General features: G+C 38.3%; 16 protein-coding genes. 3 read left to right on the top strand and 13 right to left on the bottom strand.

The genetic code is table 11. The annotated features are described in order from the left end of the window. Positions 1 to 4 precede the first annotated feature (4 nt). From mnmA to bshC, 11 genes are all read right to left on the bottom strand, one after another. The gene (gene mnmA, locus ABXT71_RS08380; RefSeq protein WP_415370878.1) at positions 5 to 1,207 is read right to left on the bottom strand and encodes a tRNA 2-thiouridine(34) synthase MnmA; all 1,203 of its coding nucleotides are present in this window, start codon (positions 1,205 to 1,207) and stop codon (positions 5 to 7) included. A 165-nt stretch (positions 1,208 to 1,372) separates the two neighbouring features. After that, positions 1,373 to 2,062 carry a hypothetical protein gene (locus ABXT71_RS08375; RefSeq protein ID WP_415370877.1) on the bottom strand — a complete coding sequence of 230 codons (690 nt, stop codon included), beginning with the start codon at positions 2,060 to 2,062 and terminating at the stop codon, positions 1,373 to 1,375. Positions 2,063 to 2,331: 269 nt separating this feature from the next. Continuing rightward, entirely contained in the window at positions 2,332 to 4,203 is a 1,872-nt protein-coding gene (gene yidC / locus ABXT71_RS08370) for a membrane protein insertase YidC (RefSeq protein ID WP_415370876.1), read from the bottom strand. A 126-nt stretch (positions 4,204 to 4,329) separates the two neighbouring features. After that, complete coding sequence (locus tag ABXT71_RS08365; protein ID WP_415370875.1) at positions 4,330 to 5,940, bottom strand: CTP synthase; 1,611 nt, start codon at positions 5,938 to 5,940, stop codon at positions 4,330 to 4,332. Between the two features lie 165 nt (positions 5,941 to 6,105). Further along, positions 6,106 to 6,480 (bottom strand): hypothetical protein, encoded by a 375-nt coding sequence (locus ABXT71_RS08360; RefSeq protein WP_415370874.1) that lies wholly within the window; start codon positions 6,478 to 6,480, stop codon positions 6,106 to 6,108. Positions 6,481 to 6,541: 61 nt separating this feature from the next. Continuing rightward, a complete protein-coding gene (locus ABXT71_RS08355) occupies positions 6,542 to 6,790 on the bottom strand; it encodes a DUF3820 family protein (protein WP_415370873.1) in 249 nt (82 codons plus the stop codon). After that, on the bottom strand, positions 6,777 to 7,319 hold the full coding sequence (locus tag ABXT71_RS08350) for a DUF922 domain-containing protein (protein WP_415370872.1): 543 nt from the start codon (positions 7,317 to 7,319) through the stop codon (positions 6,777 to 6,779). The genes ABXT71_RS08355 and ABXT71_RS08350 overlap by 14 nt, the downstream gene beginning before the upstream one ends. Before the next feature lie 43 nt (positions 7,320 to 7,362). Then, positions 7,363 to 7,767: an OsmC family protein gene (locus ABXT71_RS08345; protein WP_415370871.1), complete on the bottom strand. Its 405-nt coding sequence runs from the start codon at positions 7,765 to 7,767 to the stop codon at positions 7,363 to 7,365. 4 nt (positions 7,768 to 7,771) lie between these two features. Then, complete coding sequence (locus tag ABXT71_RS08340) at positions 7,772 to 9,619, bottom strand: PBP1 and LysM peptidoglycan-binding domain-containing protein (RefSeq protein ID WP_415370870.1); 1,848 nt, start codon at positions 9,617 to 9,619, stop codon at positions 7,772 to 7,774. A gap of 181 nt (positions 9,620 to 9,800) precedes the next feature. After that, on the bottom strand, positions 9,801 to 11,330 hold the full coding sequence (guaA, locus tag ABXT71_RS08335) for a glutamine-hydrolyzing GMP synthase (RefSeq protein ID WP_415370869.1): 1,530 nt from the start codon (positions 11,328 to 11,330) through the stop codon (positions 9,801 to 9,803). Positions 11,331 to 11,589: 259 nt separating this feature from the next. Beyond that, a complete protein-coding gene (gene bshC / locus ABXT71_RS08330; protein ID WP_415370868.1) occupies positions 11,590 to 13,197 on the bottom strand; it encodes a bacillithiol biosynthesis cysteine-adding enzyme BshC in 1,608 nt (535 codons plus the stop codon). A 97-nt stretch (positions 13,198 to 13,294) separates the two neighbouring features. Here bshC and ABXT71_RS08325 point away from each other — a divergent pair, with 97 nt between their 5' ends. Together ABXT71_RS08325 and ABXT71_RS08320 are read left to right on the top strand one after the other, a co-directional pair. After that, the gene (locus ABXT71_RS08325) at positions 13,295 to 14,293 is read left to right on the top strand and encodes a glycosyltransferase family 2 protein (protein ID WP_415370867.1); all 999 of its coding nucleotides are present in this window, start codon (positions 13,295 to 13,297) and stop codon (positions 14,291 to 14,293) included. A gap of 81 nt (positions 14,294 to 14,374) precedes the next feature. After that, complete coding sequence (locus tag ABXT71_RS08320) at positions 14,375 to 15,238, top strand: OmpA family protein (protein WP_415370866.1); 864 nt, start codon at positions 14,375 to 14,377, stop codon at positions 15,236 to 15,238. Positions 15,239 to 15,432: 194 nt separating this feature from the next. Here ABXT71_RS08320 and ABXT71_RS08315 read toward each other — a convergent pair whose 3' ends face one another. After that, a complete protein-coding gene (locus ABXT71_RS08315) occupies positions 15,433 to 16,050 on the bottom strand; it encodes an L-threonylcarbamoyladenylate synthase (RefSeq protein WP_415370865.1) in 618 nt (205 codons plus the stop codon). Positions 16,051 to 16,467: 417 nt separating this feature from the next. Next, entirely contained in the window at positions 16,468 to 18,789 is a 2,322-nt protein-coding gene (locus ABXT71_RS08310; protein ID WP_415370864.1) for an ATP-dependent helicase, read from the bottom strand. 312 nt (positions 18,790 to 19,101) lie between these two features. On the opposite strand from ABXT71_RS08310, the gene ABXT71_RS08305 reads away from it, so the two are divergent. After that, the gene (locus ABXT71_RS08305) at positions 19,102 to 20,382 is read left to right on the top strand and encodes an amidohydrolase (RefSeq protein WP_415370863.1); all 1,281 of its coding nucleotides are present in this window, start codon (positions 19,102 to 19,104) and stop codon (positions 20,380 to 20,382) included. Positions 20,383 to 20,431: the final 49 nt, after the last annotated feature.

The raw sequence follows: 20,431 nt of genomic DNA, 5'->3' as shown, positions 1-20,431 counted from the left end.
TAATTTAACTAATTACTCCGCTTCCTATTAACTCATCTCCAAGATACCAAGCGGCAAATTGCCCCGCTGCAATTGCAGACTGAGCATTCTTAAAGATAACATACAATCCATTTTCTACCCGATGCAGGGTTGCTTTCTCAAGCGGCTGTCTATATCGTATTCTTGCTTCAACCGCCATCTTTTCTCCTACTCCAATGGCCATATCCTCACGTACCCAATGAATCTCATTTGCCTGTATAAACAAGCCGCGTCTATATAATCCTGGATGTGATTTTCCCTGACCCGTGTAGACCACATTTTCGTTGACATCTGTGTCGATCACAAAAAGTGCTTCTTTAGTCCCACCTACTGCCAGCCCTTTGCGCTGCCCCTTGGTAAAATAATGAGCACCTTGATGCATCCCTACTTTTTGCCCTTCTGAAATACTATAGGTTTGTTTAGAAGACAAATATTCAAGCTCTTGCGTTTCAGAAGAAAAAGAAACTGGTTCTTTTTTATACAATGCACTGTCTTCGGAAATTTCAATAATTGCCCCCTCTTTAGGTGCGAGTTTTTGTTGTAAAAATTCTGGCAATCTCACTTTTCCTATAAAACAGAGCCCTTGTGAATCTCGTTTTTCTGCAGTCACCAGGTTTTGCTCCATCGCAATCCTGCGAACTTCTGGTTTTAATAATTCGCCAATAGGAAATAAAGTCTTTGATAACTGCTCCTGCGATAACTGGCACAAAAAGTAGCTTTGGTCTTTATTAGGATCTTTACCAGATAGTAATTGGTAAACAGGTGTTTCATCTGATGACGTTTCTGAAGTAATCCCCTTTCGACAATAATGACCCGTCGCGACAAAATCTGCTCCTAAGGTTAAGGCGATCTTTAAGAATACATCAAACTTGATCTCGCGGTTACAAAGCACATCTGGATTAGGCGTGCGCCCCATCTCATATTCTCTAAACATGTAGTCTACAATTTTCTCCTTGTATTCTACACTTAAATCTACAGTTTGAAACGGAATATCCAGCGCCTGCGCCACTAACATGGCGTCATTACTATCATCTAGCCAAGGGCAGTCATCACTTATAGTCACAGAGTCATCGTGCCAGTTCTTCATAAAAAGACCAATGACTTCATAGCCCTGCTCTTTTAAAAGATAGGCGGCCACACTGGAGTCTACGCCTCCGCTTAACCCAACAACAACCCTTTTATTCTTCATAGTTTACAAAGGTAATAAACTACCACTTGGAGCTTGCCCACGTAGTAGTTAAATCATAATAATTAAAAATTCAAATCTTAAGATATTGAATCTATGTTTTAGAATAGTACTAAAATGAAAAAAGTCCTCCTAAGAGAACTTTTAAAATTGAGGTCATCCTGACTCTTAATTTTTCTTATTCTTCTCTAATGGCTTCGGAAATGTTTCTTCTTTATCCACGACTCCATCTTTATAAAATTTCCAGATGCCTTTCTTTCGGTCATTTACATAAACGCCCTCCATCAATTTTGCTCCTGTTGCGTCATAATATACCGCTGGACCTTCTAATAAGTCGTTTTTGTATATTAATTCTTTCAACAACTTTGCATCGTAGCTATAAAAATTACTGGTACCATCTAGAAGCCCCTTAGCGTAGGTAGCTTCTTCTGCTACCACACCATTCGGGTAGTACACATATTTTTTATTTGTAAGCTTTCCGTCCTGGTAGGTTTCTTTAGTCATCACCCCAGCACCTTTTTTGTGATACGTAAGCCACTCGCCTATTCTCAACTTTCCATCCATCTTGCCTTCGCTCACTAATTTTGCTTTGACCGTAAAGTATTTCACGTCAGCAATTGCGTTTGCTAATGTGAATTCTTTTGTAACAGCAGGTTGCCCCTTACAGTCATCACAATAAAACTTGAAGATACCTACTTCTTTTCCGTGATCAAACGTGCCTTCATACCGAAGTTGCTTGGTGCCTTCAAAATATTTTTTCCAAAGACCATGGCGGGCACCATTGGTGTCCATTTGGTTTATCTCTTGGGCATTTCCGAAGGAAACAACCAATAAAAATAAAGGGATTAAAAAACGCATAAGTGATTTACTTTTAAGTCTAACGTGAAAAGTGTCCAACTATTGAATCTGATGAACATATTTCAAAAAGAATGCCAATTTTTAGTACATAGTAACCAGTAGTTAGTAGTTAAGAAAAATAGACCGCCATTTTGGAAGCGCCAAATAGTAGCAACAAGTACGTACTAAAAAAACTGGTCAAAACTCCTATTAAATTCAACTTCTACCCCTTTACCATTACTGCAACTGCATCCTGCTTTCTGAACCAAGTTCAGAATTGCCATTGTAATCTACTTCTTTTTACCCGTTTTCTGTTGTTGCTCTGCTTGCTCCATCATGTTCGCCATCTTCTTCTGAAACTTGTTCTGTTTCTTTGGCTTGGCTTTTTTCACTTGGATCTGTGCTTTTATCTTTTCTTCATCAAGAATCACATTTTTAATGACGAGCATAATACCAATCGTAATCAAGTTTGAAATGAAGTAATACAATGATAATCCACTTGCATAGTTGTTAAAGAACACTAACATAAAGAGTGGTGACAAGTACATCAAGATCTTCATATTAGGCATTCCCGGTTGTTGCTGCGCTTGCATACTCTGGCCCATAGTCATCGTCATATAATAGAAAATGGCAAGGGATGCTAGAATAGGAAATAAACTTACGTGATCTCCATAAAATGGAATGTTGAAAGGAAGTTCTAATATGGTATCATAACTAGATAAATCATCTGCCCACAAGAAGCTTTTCTGCCTCAAGTCTATTGCCGTAGGGAAAAATGTAAACAAGGCATAGAACACAGGAATTTGCAGAATGGCGGGTAAACAACCTTTAAGAGGACTTGCGCCTGCAATGTTCTGCAACTTCATAGTCTCTTGTTGGATCTTCATTTTGTTCCCTTCAAACTTTGCCTTAATAGCATCAATCTCTGGTTTCAATACTTTCATTTTAGCCTGCGCTAAGTATTGCTTGTACTGTACAAAAGAGAGCAATAACTTTATCAAGATCGTCATCACGATAATCGCAATACCCGCACTTAAGTATTTTGTCAAGAAGCCAAATAAAGGGATGATTACAAACTTATTAATCACTCCAAAAATTCCCCAACCTAAAGGCATCGCTTCATCTAAGTTACGATCGTATTCCTGAAATATTTTATAATCTGTTGGACCATAATACATATTCATATTATAAGCCAATGCACCTCCCTTAGGCGCTAATAACATTTTTGCTCCATAGTGTTTCGTATACACCGTATCTATTTCTTCGTCTTCAACAAGGTCTACAGAACTGAATTTCACTTCTTTAAAAGGATCATCTGTCAATATCATAGAACTAAAAAAGTGTTGACGAAAATTCATCCAACTCACGTCTTTTTCTGTTTCTTCATCCTCTCCAGTAGGATCTAGCTTTGAGTGCTTATCGCCTTCATATTCATACGTTAAACGCGTATATCTGTTTTCATAAGAGATACTCTTTGCGTGACGGTATCCTTTTAGTTTCCAGTCTATTTCTAGCGGCGCACTTGTATCTAATATTCCATCTAGCCCTTGAGAACGAATCCCAAAATTGGTCATATACTGCCCAGGAATTAACTCATAACGGTATTCAATGTATTTATCTGCGGCCGTCTTAAGACGCATCGTCAATACTTGGTTCTGTCCGTTTTGTGACAATGATGGCTCAAAGTATAAATCTCTCGTATTAAGCGTTCTGTTTTCTGAAGTGAACTTTAAGTTAAAGCTCGCGTTTCCATCCTTTATAAGATATACAGGAATAGAATCGTAGGTACTAAAGTTTTTTAAACGTGCTTCCGTAATGTACCCACCTTTGTTGCTAACTTCAAGATATAATACATCATTTTCAACAACGGTGGTTCCAGCCGTAGTTCCAGAGTAGGCAAAGGATCCTAATTTACTAGACAACTGCAACATCGCGACAGAGTCATTAGGCGCTATGGCCATTTGTTCTGTAGCCTCTGTTAAGGTAGTTGACTCTTTTGCTTTATTTGCTTCTGCTAGCGCCTCAGCTGCTGCCTCTATTTTAGCTTCTTCTGCTAGTATCTCTTCTTCACTAGGCTTATTTAAATAAAGCATCCATATCAGGATTCCTCCTATTAATAAGAAACCTATGATCGAATTTAAATCAAATTTACTTTTTTCCATATTCTTGCCTCTGGGTGAGGTTATTTTAATATTCCTGCCTAACGGCTTTGGGTTAGCAAAATACTGTATTCGTTTTTCTTTGTTTTCAAAAACCTAGCCTTCGCTTCATTTTTGCCAGATTGTCTGTTATTTTGAATGTTCGTGTGCTGCTTTTACAAAAGAGACGAACAAGGGATGTGGGTTCGCCACGGTACTCTTATATTCTGGATGGTATTGAACTCCAACAAAATAAGGATGTTCTGGAATTTCTATAATCTCTACAAGGCCCGTTTCTGGATTGGTACCTGTCGTGGCTAATCCAGCTTCTTCAAGGACGTCACGGTAGTCATTGTTGTATTCATAGCGATGTCTGTGACGTTCGTCTATCGTATCTTTTCCGTAAATACCGTATACTTTACTTCCTTTAACCAGTTCACATTTCCACGAACCTAAACGCATAGTCCCACCCATTTCTGTAATGTTTTTCTGGTCTTCCATTAAGTTAATTACAGGCTCCTTCGTACCAGGATCCATCTCGATGCTGTTTGCATTTTTCAAGCCGAGCACATTTCGGGAGTACTCAATAACGGCCATTTGCATCCCTAAACAAATACCAAAAAATGGTAAGTTATTTTCTCGTGCATACCGCACAGCTTCAATTTTCCCTTCTATACCGCGCTCTCCAAAACCTGGAGCAACGAGAATCCCGTTGAGTCCTTGTAGTTCTTCTGAAATATTTTCGGCATTAATATATTCACTATGAATAGATTTTACATTCACCTTCACTTCGTTTTCTGCTCCTGCGTGAATAAATGATTCTAGAATCGATTTATAACTATCCTGAAGCTCGACGTATTTACCTATGAGTCCGATAGTCACTTCGGCCTTCGGGTTTTTATGTCTTTTTAAGAACGCATTCCAATGCTTAAGGTTTGGCTCTACTGTATTTAATAATTTTAATTTATGAAGTGTCACTACATCTAGCCCTTCTTCTAACATCATGTTTGGCACATCGTATATGGTAGAAGCATCTATAGACTGAATCACGGCTTCTTTCTGCACATTACAAAATAGAGCCAATTTCTTCTTTAAATCTTCGCTCAATTCGTGCTCTGTTCTACAGACTAGAATATCTGCTCTGATTCCACTTTCCATTAAGGTTTTTACAGAGTGCTGTGTTGGCTTGGTTTTAAGTTCGCCGGCAGCAGATAAGTAAGGAATAAGTGTTAGGTGAATCACTAGCGCATTATCATCGCCTAGCTCCCACTTTAACTGTCGTACAGATTCTATATATGGTAACGATTCGATATCACCTACCGTCCCTCCTATTTCTGTAATCACGATATCATAGTCACCGCTTTTACCAAGAATCTGGATGCGTTCTTTTATTTCGTTTGTGATATGTGGCACCACCTGTACTGTTTTACCTAAAAACTCGCCACGACGTTCTTTGTCGATTACGCTTTGGTAAATGCGTCCCGTTGTTACGTTATTAGCTTGTGAAGTAGGTGTATTTAGAAACCGCTCGTAGTGTCCTAAATCAAGATCTGTTTCTGCACCGTCATCCGTCACGTAACATTCTCCATGCTCGTATGGATTTAGGGTTCCTGGATCAATATTAATATAAGGGTCTAGTTTCTGAATCGTCACACGATAGCCTCTAGCTTGTAGCAACTTAGCTAGTGACGCGGCAATAATTCCTTTTCCTAAAGATGATGAAACTCCGCCCGTAACGAAGATATATTTTGTAGTAGTCATGGATACCTTTTCTTGATGTGTTTACGGGATGCAAAGATAGACTATTCTCTATTACCTGATGGGATGAAAAAGCAAATAATTAGCTTAAATCACTAATGACGAAAACCCTCAAGTTCGATACTTGAGGGTTTTTGCAACTATGAAAAAAAAAATAAACTTAAACTTCTAATTGAGAATAATACGTCCTGGCGGTTTTTTTGTGTGCTTTACGAGCATCCATACTGCTGCAAAACCTGCAATGCCCAAAAACAAAATACCTCCTACTAATAACTTTAATCCTTCAGGATAAAATGTCTCCACTTTAATGAGATCTGAAAATAATGCCAGACTTAAATAGAGCGTAGCTACTAAAAAAATAGATGCGATTATCACCCCTAGCGTTTTGTTGTTCCATAAAAATAGAACCGCAAGCGGTATTAATAAGAAAATTGCAACTGGATTAAAAAGGGAAGCGGTCAAGGACCAATAATACAAAACCACGAGTGTTAGCAATACTTCTGGAAAGAACCTAAAGGCCGATTTTAGTACAATTAACTTCATGTGTGTGCGGTTTTATACTAGTAAGATGTCCTTTTATAAAAGAGGTTGCGTCACACCATTACTATTTCCGAATAAATTTTCTAACTAATGGTTCTAGCCCATTAATTTTAATCTCATTCATCTCTGCCATAAGGCGTCCTAACTTGCCTTCTGGGAATCCTTTTTGTCTAAACCACGTGTAATAGGGCTCTGGAAGGTCTACAAGATAGCGCCCTTTAAACTTACCAAAAGGCATTTTATAGTTTGCCAATTCTATAAGATGTTTCGGGTCTGGACCTATGGGTTGATTCATTTCGTTATTTCCAGGCATCTAGTTCTTTTAATAGATTCGTTACTTTTTGTTCCCAAACTCGTTCTTCTTCAGGGTTCTTAGAATGCGATGTTTCCCTATCAAAATCAGATTGAAACGCCGCACGTTCCTTTTCATTATGGTTATAAATTTGCTCTACTTTAAGCTTGTAAGCGGGATCAAGTTGATCTAGAACCGCAAGTTTTTTTCTTAACAAACGAGCATGTATTTCTGAAATATCAAAATGTGTTTGTTCGTGCTTTAAAATATAATCATCGACAATACCTGGACGAAACCACGACCTGTCTGGATAAAAATAACTATCTATTGCTATGAAGTATGTTGAAACTCCATTGCTTGTTTTACTGCTAAAGCCAAGTGAAATGCCAGAATTGGTGCTGGCCACAAAATCTTGTGACTCGTTAGGAGTACCTCTAAAATCTTCCCAACTAAGCAGTTTCCCTTCATTCCATTTCATTTTCTCTTCTTGAGAAAAACCTGACAATGAAACCAATGAAAAAATGATACTTAGTAGTGCTAAAATTTTCATGTGATGGGTATAAAGTCTAACAACGAAAAAAGAGACTCCATTCTTATCCCCAAATAAAAGAAATGTCTTTTTCGATATCTGGATGCAGGCTGTAATGCACAGGACAGGTGTTTGCGGTTCTTTCTAAAATAGCTTGTTCTTTTTCTGAAACAACAGACGGAAACTGAAGTACCACCTTAATATTTGAAATCCTGCGTGGATCACTTGCCATTGTTTTTGTAACGGCAGCGGTTGCTCCATCTAAAGAAACATTAAGCTGTTCTGCCTTAATCCCCATTACGGTAAGCATACAACTCGCAAGACCAGTCGCTACGATATCTGTAGGAGAAAAAGCTTCTCCTTTTCCGTTATTGTCTATTGGCGCATCTGTAATAAAACTATTGCCAGATGTTACATGGGTGCACGCTGTGCGAAGACCTCCTACATATTTTATGGTTGCTGTGCTCATAGAGTTAATCTAAAACTTCAAATTGTAATTTATCTGTATATCTTAAAATATACATCGCCGTATTCTCATATCCAGAAAATAGTTTTTTCCCGTATCTAAATCTATTTTCAACATACTCGGTCATAAAGTCTTCATCACTGGCTTCATATACATTATCTGCATTTGCTAAGCGCAATAATACATCATAGGTCACATCAAAGCCACGAACCGCAAAACGGTTAGGCATCACGCCATGTTTGTTTTTATAACTAATTAAAAATGCGTTTTTAGCTGAATAATCATAGCTCTTGTTTACAGATGGAAATGTGAAATTTAAATTTGCTAATTGCACATTAGAAACATCATCAGATTCATACGCATTGTTCTTATCCATAGTAAAAAGACGGATGTTGTAGTCTCCAGGAATTCCATTCAACATAGGCACCACGTTACTTACAATGATTGGATTCTCACTTGCTAGTATCACCCAATTTTCTTTAGTGGAGGTGAGTTTTTTATCTACATCTGCTACATAAATATATCCTTGCTCTCTAGGACTTATCAAGGTTGCACCAGGAAAAGCCGCAACAAGCTTCGCTTTGTCACTAGCACTTTTCCCATCTGTAATTATAATAACATTTTTGTCTACGGCTAGAGGTTTCATATACTTAAGTAATCGATCACCTAACATAGCATCACTCGGGATGGTCTGAAAAAGATTTGATGTCATATCTATAGCGCGATTACTTAAAGGAGAAAAAACAGGAATATTTTCTCGTTTTAAATCTGCAGCTGCTCTTGCCACTGTTACACCTAGCAATGGCCCAATTACTGCATCCACTTCACTAAAATTGTTTGAGTTAATAATACTCGACACTTTACTCTCTCTTCCTTCCGTATCATACACATCCACTATGGTAGATACCCCTTTATCTTTCATAAACTCTGTAGCCAATAGCGCACCGCTATAAAAGTCTAATGCAACTCTCATAGCAGAACTCCTTTTTAAAACGTCCTTAGAATCTAAAGAATCTACTTGGGTCTTACTCAATTGAAAAGGCAGCATCAATGCAATTCTTCTTGTCTCACGATTATTAATCGTTCGCTCTAGATCTGTAGTTGTTATGCTACCTGAAGCTTCAATCATTGCAATCCCTTTTGGGATTTTGAGAATCATACCTTCCTTTAATCCGTCTTTTGCATAGGGGTTTAACGCGACTATTTCTTCTTCGGTCATCCCAAGATTTTTCTCTATTCTGTAAAATCCTTCTTTTGGCTTCACCGTATAAAAACCATAGCACTCATCATCAATATTTGCAGTTACCGTAACTGCTTTACCTGGTACATTAAGTACTGTACCTATAGGCAAATCTGTTGTCAATCTCGGGTTTAAAGCGATGAGTTCATTCATCGTGATCCCATACATTCTTGCAATGCCGTAAACCGTCTCCTTAGGTTTCACTGCGTGCTTGTCTATAGCAGCTACCTCAGTATTTGTTGTTACTTCTGTTTCGGCACTTACGACTGGCTCGCCTTGCGGAATTTTAATTTTATCATTCTTACGAAGACTCGTAGCATATAGCTGTTTATTAAATTTTTTGATATCGTCAATCGTCACATTATATTTCTGTGACAGGCTGAATAAAGTTTCTCTTTTTCTCACCTTATGAATAATAAACGATCTTCCTGTGCCAGGCTTTACGATTACTCCATTATTAGGTAAAATAATCACAGCGTTCTCCCGTAGGCCATCTTTAGAATCTGGGTTCAGCTTTAGAATAGCTCTTTCTGAAATACCATACTTGTTACTTATTGTGGCTATTGTTTCACCACGCTTCACTATATGACTTCTGTACTTTTCTTGTGCCATCATAGTTACACTAAGAAATAGCATCACTAGCATGGGGGTTATCAGGATTTTTTTTAACATATATTTTCTCTTGTGAAATTCTTAATTCACTTTTCTTGAAACAAGTACCATTCCAAGTATTCGGTATACCTGCAGTCAGTTTCTAAAAATAATAAAACCCAGGCCAAAAATTTGAACTTCTTTCCTACTCCCACTCAATCGTTGCGGGTGGCTTACTACTAATATCGTATACTACTCTATTAACGCCTTTTACCCTATTTATTATATGATTGCTTGTTTCTTGCAAAAACTCGTATGGTAAATTTACCCAGTCTGCCGTCATACCGTCTGTGCTTTCTACAGCTCTTAGCGCAACTACTTTTTCGTACGTACGTTCATCGCCCATTACGCCCACGCTATTAACAGGTAATAACATAGCGCCTGCTTGCCATACCTTATCGTATAGATTCCATTTGCGTAAGCCGTCGATAAAAACAGCATCTACCTCTTGAAGGATGCGTACTTTTTCTTCCGTAACATCGCCTAAAATTCTAATTGCTAATCCAGGTCCTGGAAAAGGGTGTCTTCCTAAAAGTAAAGGATCGATTCCCATTTGGGCCCCTACTCTACGCACCTCATCTTTAAACAACATTCTAAGCGGCTCCACAATTTTAAGTTTCATAAAATCTGGTAAGCCACCTACATTATGATGTGACTTTATAGTCACTGAGGGTCCATTAACGGAAACACTCTCAATCACATCTGGATAGATCGTTCCTTGGGCTAGATACACTACGTCTTGTATTGAAGTTGCCTCATCATCAAACACTTCAATAAAAGCATTCCCGATGGCTTTTCTTTTTGCTTCAGGATCTGAAAGGTCTTTTAATGCGTCTAGAAAACGCTTAGAAGCATCCACTCCTTTTACGTTAAGACCCATATCTTTATATTGTAACAATACGTCACTATATTCATTTTTCCGAAGCAAGCCATTGTTTACAAATATGCAATACAAGTTTTTGCCTATGGCTTTGTGTAAAAGAATAGCGGCTACCGTAGAATCTACACCACCACTTAAGCCGAGTACCACTTTATCATCCCCTATTTTCTTTTTTAAATCTGCTACGGTTGTTTCAACGAAGGACGCTGGCGTCCAACTTTGCTCCACACCTGCCATATGTACTAGAAAATTCTCTAACAATTGTTTTCCGTCAGTTGTGTGATACACTTCTGGATGAAACTGTATCGCGTATGTTTCTTCTCCGTCAATTCTATACGCTGCATTTAACACATCTGGCGTACTCGCTAATCGTACACCGCCTTCTGGTAAAGTACCAATAGTATCACTGTGGCTCATCCATACTTGTGTATCCTGAGCGATATTAGCGAACAATGCCTCTCCGTCTTTTATCATTGTTAATTTTGCACGACCATACTCGCGTATGTTTGAAGGCGTTACTTCTCCACCAAAATTATGCGCCATAAACTGAGCTCCATAACAAACACCAAGCAAGGGTAGTTTCCCTTTTATATTAGATAAATCTGGTGTTGGTGCATCTTCTGCTCTCACAGATGACGGACTCCCAGATAAAACCACGGCTTTAAATGATGATAAATCTTTTGGCACTTTATTGTAGGGATGGATCTCGCAGTAGATATTTAACTCGCGAACGCGTCTTGCGATAAGTTGTGTGTATTGTGATCCAAAGTCAAGAATTAGGACATTATTTTGCATAGGCAAAAATAATTTATTTATTGCTTTAATGGCCTGCTAGCCAAGATAATTTTCAGCAAATAATAAACAATAGATACCGCGTTTAAAAAAGACGAAAGACCGCTTGATTTATGGAAACAAGATGCAAGACTTGATTTGATTTGAAATGGGTGAATTTTCACCCTAATTATATTTTAACTTTTGATAAATTAAAATACACACTGCAATAAAAGGTTCACTAAGCATAGCCGTGCGTAGTCTAATCAACGAAAAGACCACACTATAATTCGATTACAGAGAACCTCAAACCTAATGGGCGCAATTCTTTTTTAAGTTTATTTATTAATTCTGGACCATATTCCAAGTAAAACTCGGCAAAATTGGTGTTTCGTTCTTGTAAAGAGTGCTGCGGAAATAAGCTGTCCTGGAGTGCTGTGACCTTGATTACTAGCTCCTCATGCTTTCTTTTCTGTGCTTTAAGTAAGCGTTTCTCTAAATGATCTAAGCCTTTTAATTGCTTTTTTTCTTGCGCACCAACAGCACCGAGAAAAGAGGCGTCTGTTTTTGTCGCGATCTCATACATTGATTTAAACTGGTCTTTTAAATGCGTTCTTTGTTGAGAAAAATCAATTTCAATATTAGAAATCTTCTTTGTATACATCGCTTGTAAAGCGTGTTGTTTTTTAAATAAATCTTCCACGTTTACATCTAGCCTCTCCAAAGTCTGCCCAGCTTTTTCTGAAATTAGCACCGTAGAATTACGCAGCAGCAGGATAGGAAAAGGAACCGCCACAGACTCAAAGTAATCTTTTAACTGAAACCAATATGCCAATTCTCCACCACCACCTGTGTAGCACAGATTAGGTAAAACAACTTCTTGATATAAAGGGCGTAGCAAAGCATTAGGCGAAAATCGTTCTGGGTATTCTTGTACTTCTGCTAAGATTTCGGTCTTAGTAAATGTTAGTTCGGTGTCATTAATAAGGTATCTACCTTCTGCCGCAACAATGCGCTCTCTTATGCCATCTTTTAAATAAAATAAGTTGATCTCTCTGGGATGCACTTGCTCCCCGTAGCCCGCTTCTATTAAGGCTTTTGTCGTTTCAGAAACTTTATGGAAAGACAACTGTGCAGTGAGTTCTTTTTCTGCGTACGGGATAAAAGCACGTTTTAACTCACGGTCATTCCCATCTACAATCACCAGGCCGTAGTCTTTAAAAAGTTGGTTGCCCAAGTATCTTGTGGCTTCCGTTAAGGTGCCGTGATCCAAATATGCCTTTTTAAAAAGTTTTAAAAGTTGTTTTGCGTGGTCGCTAAAACCAAAATTCCTTTTTAGTTCATTTTCAAAAGCAATAAAAACCTGTTGTAATCCTTCTGTGCTCAATTCACCAACTGCGCCGCCAGTTTCTCTGTCCCAAACTACTTTTTTTCCTTGAAAATTAAAATAATTTATTTCATCAAAATCGTGATCTTCCGTTGCCATCCAATACACGGGCACAAAGTGATTATCGGGATGTGCCTTGCAGAGTTCTTCGGAAAGATTAATAACAGAAATAATCTTATATAAAAAGTACAAGGGCCCTGTGAAGAGATTGAGTTGGTGCCCTGTGGTAATCGTAAACGTATTATTGTTTGATAAAGATTCAATATTTTTCTCAGTAGCTTCAGAAGTTGAAATGCCTTTGTATTGAAGTTTTAGTTGCTTAACTAGCGTCTCCCTTGATAGGTCTTTAAAGCTTTTAGCCTTTTGGTTTATTTGATTTTCAAAATTCTCCAAGGCAGGAAAATTTCCGTAGAAATCCTTAAGGGTCTTCTGTTGTGAAAGATAGTCACAAACGGTTTTTGAAAAATAGCCAGTGCTGGCGTAGGCAATATGTTGGGTTGGCATAGATTAAATATTGAAACAAAAATAAGGACTTTTTAATTGGTACGTTTTAAAGTATTGTTAATTACAAAAATTGTGAAAAAGACCGTATTTTGCGCCTATGAAAACCGCTGTGATCATACTCAACTGGAATGGCAAAAATTTGCTTGAAACCTACCTCCCTTCGGTGGTTGCGTATTCTGGCGATGCTACTGTTTATGTGGCAGACAATGCCTCTACAGATGATTCTGTGGCTTATGTTCAGCGCGAATTTCCGAGCGTGGAGATTATTCAAAACGCCACTAATGGTGGCTATGCAAAAGGGTACAATGACGCTTTGCAGCATCTGGACGAAACTCTTTTGGTACTCTTGAATAGTGATGTTGCTGTGACTAAAAACTGGTTAGTTCCTGTTGTTAAGGCATTTCAGCAAGAAGAAAACCTAGCCGCGGCGCAACCCAAAATCCTGGACGATAAAAAGAAAACACACTTTGAATATGCCGGAGCAGCTGGTGGGTTTATTGACGCCTTAGGCTATCCCTACTGCCGTGGTCGCATTTTTAACACGATAGAAGAAGATAAGGGGCAATATGACGATACCGTTTCTATATTTTGGGCTACGGGCGCTTGTTTGTTTATTAGGAATTTAGATTTTAAAGAAGCGGGAGGCTTTGATGAAACCTTCTTTACCCATCAAGAAGAAGTAGATCTTTGCTGGAGACTTCGGGGTCTAGGCAAAGAAGTAAAATATATAGGTGGGACAACCGTGTATCACCTGGGAGGAGCAACACTTGAAACACAAAACCCTAAAAAAACATTTTATAATTTTAGGAACTCATTATTAATGATCGTTAAAAATGTCTCAGGGATAAAAGTTGTACCTTTATTGTTATTAAGAATGGTACTTGACGGGATTGCTGCTTTACAATTACTATTACAAGCGAAACCATCCCATTTTTTTGCCGTCTTTAAGGCGCATTTTAGCTTTTATTATTTGCTACCCAGATGCGTATCAAAACGAAAGAATATAAAAAAGCGGCGTGGATATGCTGCTCAAAAGAGCATCGTGTGGCAATACTTTATAAAAAGGCAGCGTTTATTCAGTGACTTAATTAAGTGATAAAGTATTGTTAATACATATTTAAGTGGATTAACTTTTAATAATTTTGACATATAATTCTAACATCAATTATCTTTAACTATGAAAAAAATCGTATTACTAGCTTTATGTGCAGGTTTCACATTAACCTCTTGTGTTTCTAAGAAGGAATTTGCCGCATTACAAGCAAAACAGCAACAAACAGAAGACTTGTTAAACACTGCTACTGTTAAGCTTAACTCGTGTTTAACAGACAGGTCTACGGCTTTAGCAAAAGCAGAAGGATTACAAAATCGTCTAGATGACCTGAAGGCTTCAAACCAACAATTAATAGAAAGCTCAAAAGATTTAACGATGCTTACTACTAAGGGAGCAGATAATCTTGAAAGGTCTTTAGAAAGCTTAAAGGAGCGTGATCTTAAAATTACTCGTTTACAAGATGCCTTGACTAAAAAGGATTCTGTAACACTTGCCTTAGTCACAAGCCTGAAGAAAGAAGTTGGTATGGATGATCAGGATATCCAGATCAATGTAGAAAAAGGAGTGGTATTCATCTCTTTAAGTGATAAAGTATTATTCAAGAGCGGAAGCTACAACTTATCTACAAGAGCTAACGAGATACTAGGAAAGGTAGCTACCGTAATTAACGGAAAGCCTGACTTTGAAGCGCTAGTGGAAGGACATACAGACAACGTACCTTATAGTGGTGGCGGTGTATTGATTGACAACTTAGATTTAAGCGCAAAGAGAGCTGCAGCAGTAGTTAGACAACTAATTACGTTAGGAGCTAACCCAGCACAGCTGATAGCTGCAGGACGTGGAGAGTTTTTACCTTTAGTACCTAACACTAGTGCAGAAAATAAATCTCTCAATAGAAGAACTAAAATATACATACTTCCTAAGATTGATCAATTTTACGAAATGATCGAAACTGAAATGAAAAATCTTGAAAAAGGAGGGCAATAGTCAATGCTTCTGAAATTTTAATAATTGAAACCCCCTTAGTTTTAAACTAAGGGGGTTTTTTATTGGCTTTAAATTGGATCACCTTATTCTATTAAACACCCAATCTAGATCGATATGATACTCTTAATGGAAAATTGTGACCTTGACTACTAGATGGAGATGTATGTATACCATCTCTGTGATGCTGTTACGTATTAAATTTCTAAACTCCCTTTTCCTTCACGAACTAAAACAGGCGTTCCACTGGTTAAATCAATGATGGTAGAAGCTACATTATCACCATAGCCGCCATCAACGACTACATCGACCAGCTTGCCCCATTTTTCATAAATGAGTTCTGGATCTGTAGTATATTCTAATATGGTATCGTCATCTTTTATAGACGTTGATACAATGGGATTACCCAATTCTTTTATGAGTGCCTGCGTAATGGCGTTATCAGGCACTCTAATTCCTACTTCTTTTTTCTTTTTAAAATAACCTGTGAGCTTATTATTACTAGGTAGAATAAAAGTATAAGGACCCGGCAAAGCACGTTTCAATAATTTGAAAGTAGCACCATCTATCTGTTTTACGTAGTCTGAAAGATTGCTTAAATCTTCACAAACAATACTAAAGTTTGCCTTTTCTGGCTTCACTCCTTTTATTTGTGCGAGGCGTTCGTAGGCATTTTTGTTAGTCACATCACAGCCCAAAGCATAGACCGTATCACTAGGGTAAATTACCAGGCCTCCTTTTCGTATAATATTCACCACACGCTTAATATCCTTCTCGTTGGGATTGTTGTCGTATATTTTAATAAACTCTGCCATATTTTAAATTAACCTTTAGAGACTTCACTTTCTAGCTTTAACATATTGTTACCAATAGCAACTTTAATATCAATGCTTTATTATGCTTTAAGAAATAAGTAATGTTTTCATTTTCAGCCTTTATTTTAAACCTGTTTTTTTTTCTTAAAAACAAGTTTGATAAATGATAAATGCTAGTGCTTTCAAACGCAACAGTTTGCAGACTCGACGAAAGCTTACAAGTGATGTTGTATTTAGAATTTAAAAAATGCACTAGACATTTGACATTAGGTCTTTGCACTCCTCCACCTACCCGTACATCTGAGTCTTGGAAATGAAATACACCTCGCTCCTTAGCTGCTATCTCCTTAAAAATTGCTTTTATCACGGTTCTCTTTTAACCCTCCCATTCACTTCTCATCATTCGCTGTCTGCCAGCTACTCGCCAAGCACATTCAGCTTAGCAAAGCGTAAGAGCAACTTTTTAATCCCGCCATTTGAAAAGTTAATCTCAGCCTTCGTGTCTGCGCCTGCGCCTTCTATCTTAATAATTTTCCCTTTCCCAAAGCGCACGTGCTCCACAAAAGTGCCTACGTGAATATTAGCTGCGACTGGATCAAAATCTTTGGCTGCGCCACTCGATACAGGACGCAAGCGACGTAATTTTTTTAATTGATCTTCTGTGGGTCCCGAAGGCGCATTTCCTGCTGTTGGTTTTTTAAGACGCAGCTTGCTCTTATCTACTTCCCCAAAAATATCTGAATCTATCAAAGGTTTATACCGAGACTCTGTCATAGGCGTTAAGTACTCTAAGAAAGACTCGTCAATCTCGGCAATAAAACGGCTAGGCTCCGCATCTATTAATTTTCCCCAGCGATATCTAGACTGTGTGTACGTCAAAAAAGCATGTTTTTCTGCTCTTGTAACCGCAACATAAAACAAACGGCGTTCTTCTTCCAGTTCGCTGCGGGTGTTCATACTCATCCCACTCGGGAATAGCTCTTCCTCCATCCCTACGATATACACGTAAGGAAACTCGAGTCCCTTAGCCAGATGGACGGTCATTAATGCTACTTTATTCTCTTCCCCTTTATCACTGTCTGCGTCTGTAGCCAGCGCAACGTCTTCCATAAATTCTGATAAAGAACCTTTTGTATCTGCGATTTCTTTTTGTTCTTCCACAAAATCTCGCATTCCATTGAGTAGCTCTTCAATATTCTCCATGCGGGCAATCCCTTCTGGAGTTCCGTCTTTCTTTAATTCTGTTACCAGCCCCGTCTTTTTTGCAATATGCTCCGCAATCATAAAGGCATCGTAGTCGTTATTGAGTATTTGAAAACTTTTAATCATGGTGGCAAAATCTTGCAACTTCCCTCGCGTTCCAGCATTGATTTTAAGATCGACCTTATCTAATACCTGCATCACTTCAAACATAGAGCGCTCGTAGTGATTTGCTGCTACAATTAGTTTGTCTATTGTTGTTTGTCCTATTCCACGCGCTGGATAGTTGATAACTCGTTTTAAGGCTTCTTCATCCTTCGGGTTTAGGACGAGACGTAAATAAGCAATGACATCTTTTATCTCTTTTCGCTGGTAAAAACTGAGTCCGCCATAAATACGATACGGGATATCTTTTTTACGCAAAGCGTCTTCCATTGCCCGTGATTGTGCATTTGTTCTATAAAGAATGGCAAACTTATCAAAAGGCAATTGGTCGTTCATTGCATTTTCAAAAATGCTCGATGCCACAAAACGTCCTTCATCACCATCTGTCATGGTTCTATTTACTTTTATTTTTGCACCATCGTCATTCGCGGTCCATACCACTTTATCGAGTCGTGTTTTGTTTTTCTCGATGATGCTATTTGCAGCATTCACAATGTTTTTTGTCGATCGATAATTTTGCTCTAGTCGATACGTTTTTACATCCTCATAATCCTTTTGAAAGTTGAGAATGTTATTAATATTGGCACCCCTAAAAGCATAAATACTCTGCGCATCATCGCCTACGACACATATATTCTGAAAGCGATCACTCAACGCTTTTATAATTAAATACTGACTGTGATTTGTATCTTGGTACTCATCCACAAGAATGTACCTAAAACGGTCTTGATATTTTGCTAGTACTTGCGGAAAACGAGTCAACAACTCATTGGTTCTTAGGAGCAGGTCATCAAAATCCATTGCGCCTGCCTTAAAACATTTGTCTACATACCGCTGATAAATATCTCCCAAACGTGGCATTTTTGCCATGGCATCTGCCTCCATCAATTCTGGATTATTAAAATAAGCCTTCACGGTAACAAGACTATTTTTATAACTGGAAATACGAGAATATACTTGTTTATATTTATAGATATCCTTATCGAGTTGCATCTCCTTAATCACTGCACGTATTACGCTTTGTGAATCCTGGGTGTCATAAATGGTAAAGTTTGATGGATAGCCTAGTTTGTCCGCTTCAAAGCGTAATATCTTTGCAAAAATACTGTGAAAAGTTCCCATCCAAAGATTCTTCCCTTCGCTTGCTCCTACAATGGTTGTGATACGTGATTTCATCTCACGCGCCGCCTTATTAGTAAAAGTCAATGCCAGAATGTTAAATGGGTCTACCCCTTGCGACATTAAATATGCAATACGGAATGTCAACACACGCGTCTTTCCAGAACCTGCGCCGGCAATCACGATCATCGCTCCATCTTTCTGGATAGTGGGCGCCAACTGGGCTTCGTTTAACTGATTTAAATATTCTTGCACGTTTTTTCTGAAATTTTAAGCACCCGATTTTAACTTCGGAAATATGCTGTATTTAATTAATTTTTGGACTGTCAAATTACGCAAATTCAGAGGATTGAAATAAATGAAATTTCCGAAGTTATAAACAAGAGAGAAAATCTAAAACGAAGTGTGAAAAGTGGCAGTGGCGTTAGAAATCGAAGTTTGTAATCATTTCAGTAGTAAGAATAGAAAGGAGGTTTCAAGGTTTATTTATTTCTGAAGCGAATAGAATAGAAGTCTACTATGATTTGAATATCTTTAACCTCCTTACGATAATTAATACTTCTACATATGAAAAACTACCTATTCATGTTTTTGATCGCTGTAACTGCATTCTCAGCAAGTGCCCAAATGAATGCTGATATCCTCAAGGATATTGACAATATTGAAAATAAGGTTATTGACTGGCGTCATTATTTTCATGAAAACCCAGAGCTTTCTAATCGCGAATTTAAAACAGCGGCAAAGATTGCAGAACATCTTGAGGCACTCGGTATGGAAGTACAAACAGGCGTTGCAATCACGGGTGTTGTTGCACTTTTAAAGGGCGATAATCCAGGAAAAGTGGTTGCTTTAAGGGCAGACATTGACGGTTTACCGGTCACCGAAAGAAACGATCTTCCCTATAAAAGTAATGTGACAGATACTTTTTTAGGCACAGAATCTGGCGTGATGCACGCGTGTGGTCATGATACCCATATTGCCATTTTGATGGGAGTTGCCGAGGTACTAAGCAAGCACAAGGACAAAATTAATGGAACGATAAAATTTATATTTCAGCCCGCAGAAGAGGGTCCACCTCCAGGAGAGGAAGGGGGTGCTAAATTGATGATTAAAGATGGAGTTTTAGAAAACCCAAAAGTGGATGCTATTTATGGCTTGCACATTAATTCTTCCTCACCCGTAGGAACAATCACCTTAAAACCAGAAGGTATTATGGCGGCCGTAGAACGCTTTGTTGTAGACGTGCAAGGAAAAGGTTCGCATGGTTCTGCACCATGGACAGGGGTTGATCCTATTCTTATTTCAGCAAAAATTATTGATGGTTTTCAGACTATTATATCTAGAGAATCTTACCTCATCGCAGCTCCTGCAGTGATTACAGTGGGAAAAATCACCAGCGGTACGCGTTTTAATGTGATACCTGAATCTGCAGAGATGATAGGCACAGTGCGCACACTCGACCCAGATATGCGAGACCACATAATTAGAAGAATGACAGAAATGGCAGCAGATATTGCCAAAGCATATGGCGGCACAGCAACGATAGCGTGGCAAAATAATACCGTGGTGACCTACAATGATCCGGCTTTAACAACAAAAGCAATTACTACGTTAAAAAGTGTAGCAGGTACTGACAAGGTATTGGATATGAAAGCGATTACCGGCGGCGAGGATTTTAGTTATTATCAAGAGAAAATTCCGGGGGTGTATTTCTTTTTAGGTGGAATGACGCCAGGAAACACAGAACCCTTTCCACATCATACTCGAGATTTTATGATTGATGATGCAGGGATGTTGCTTGGTGTAAAAAGTTTGAGCCAGTTAGCCTTAGATTTTTTGAATGAATAAAAGAAGTTAATCGGAAACTGCGATTTATTGATTTAGTATCATTTATTAC

Origin of the sequence: Patiriisocius sp. Uisw_047, assembly GCF_047730165.1 — a bacterium.
In the GTDB taxonomy this organism is placed as follows: Bacteria; Bacteroidota; Bacteroidia; order Flavobacteriales; family Flavobacteriaceae; genus Patiriisocius.
Note: the sequence above shows the minus strand (reverse complement) of the source record. Positions and strands in the feature narration are given on the sequence as shown.

Coding starts and splice junctions, on each gene's coding strand:
- mnmA (WP_415370878.1), bottom strand. CDS start 1,207: ATGAAGAATAAAAGGGTTGTTGTTGGGTTAAGCGGAGGCGTAGACTCC.
- ABXT71_RS08375 (WP_415370877.1), bottom strand. CDS start 2,062: ATGCGTTTTTTAATCCCTTTATTTTTATTGGTTGTTTCCTTCGGAAAT.
- yidC (WP_415370876.1), bottom strand. CDS start 4,203: ATGGAAAAAAGTAAATTTGATTTAAATTCGATCATAGGTTTCTTATTA.
- ABXT71_RS08365 (WP_415370875.1), bottom strand. CDS start 5,940: ATGACTACTACAAAATATATCTTCGTTACGGGCGGAGTTTCATCATCT.
- ABXT71_RS08360 (WP_415370874.1), bottom strand. CDS start 6,480: ATGAAGTTAATTGTACTAAAATCGGCCTTTAGGTTCTTTCCAGAAGTA.
- ABXT71_RS08355 (WP_415370873.1), bottom strand. CDS start 6,790: ATGCCTGGAAATAACGAAATGAATCAACCCATAGGTCCAGACCCGAAA.
- ABXT71_RS08350 (WP_415370872.1), bottom strand. CDS start 7,319: ATGAAAATTTTAGCACTACTAAGTATCATTTTTTCATTGGTTTCATTG.
- ABXT71_RS08345 (WP_415370871.1), bottom strand. CDS start 7,767: ATGAGCACAGCAACCATAAAATATGTAGGAGGTCTTCGCACAGCGTGC.
- ABXT71_RS08340 (WP_415370870.1), bottom strand. CDS start 9,619: ATGATGGCACAAGAAAAGTACAGAAGTCATATAGTGAAGCGTGGTGAA.
- guaA (WP_415370869.1), bottom strand. CDS start 11,330: ATGCAAAATAATGTCCTAATTCTTGACTTTGGATCACAATACACACAA.
- bshC (WP_415370868.1), bottom strand. CDS start 13,197: ATGCCAACCCAACATATTGCCTACGCCAGCACTGGCTATTTTTCAAAA.
- ABXT71_RS08325 (WP_415370867.1), top strand. CDS start 13,295: ATGAAAACCGCTGTGATCATACTCAACTGGAATGGCAAAAATTTGCTT.
- ABXT71_RS08320 (WP_415370866.1), top strand. CDS start 14,375: ATGAAAAAAATCGTATTACTAGCTTTATGTGCAGGTTTCACATTAACC.
- ABXT71_RS08315 (WP_415370865.1), bottom strand. CDS start 16,050: ATGGCAGAGTTTATTAAAATATACGACAACAATCCCAACGAGAAGGAT.
- ABXT71_RS08305 (WP_415370863.1), top strand. CDS start 19,102: ATGAAAAACTACCTATTCATGTTTTTGATCGCTGTAACTGCATTCTCA.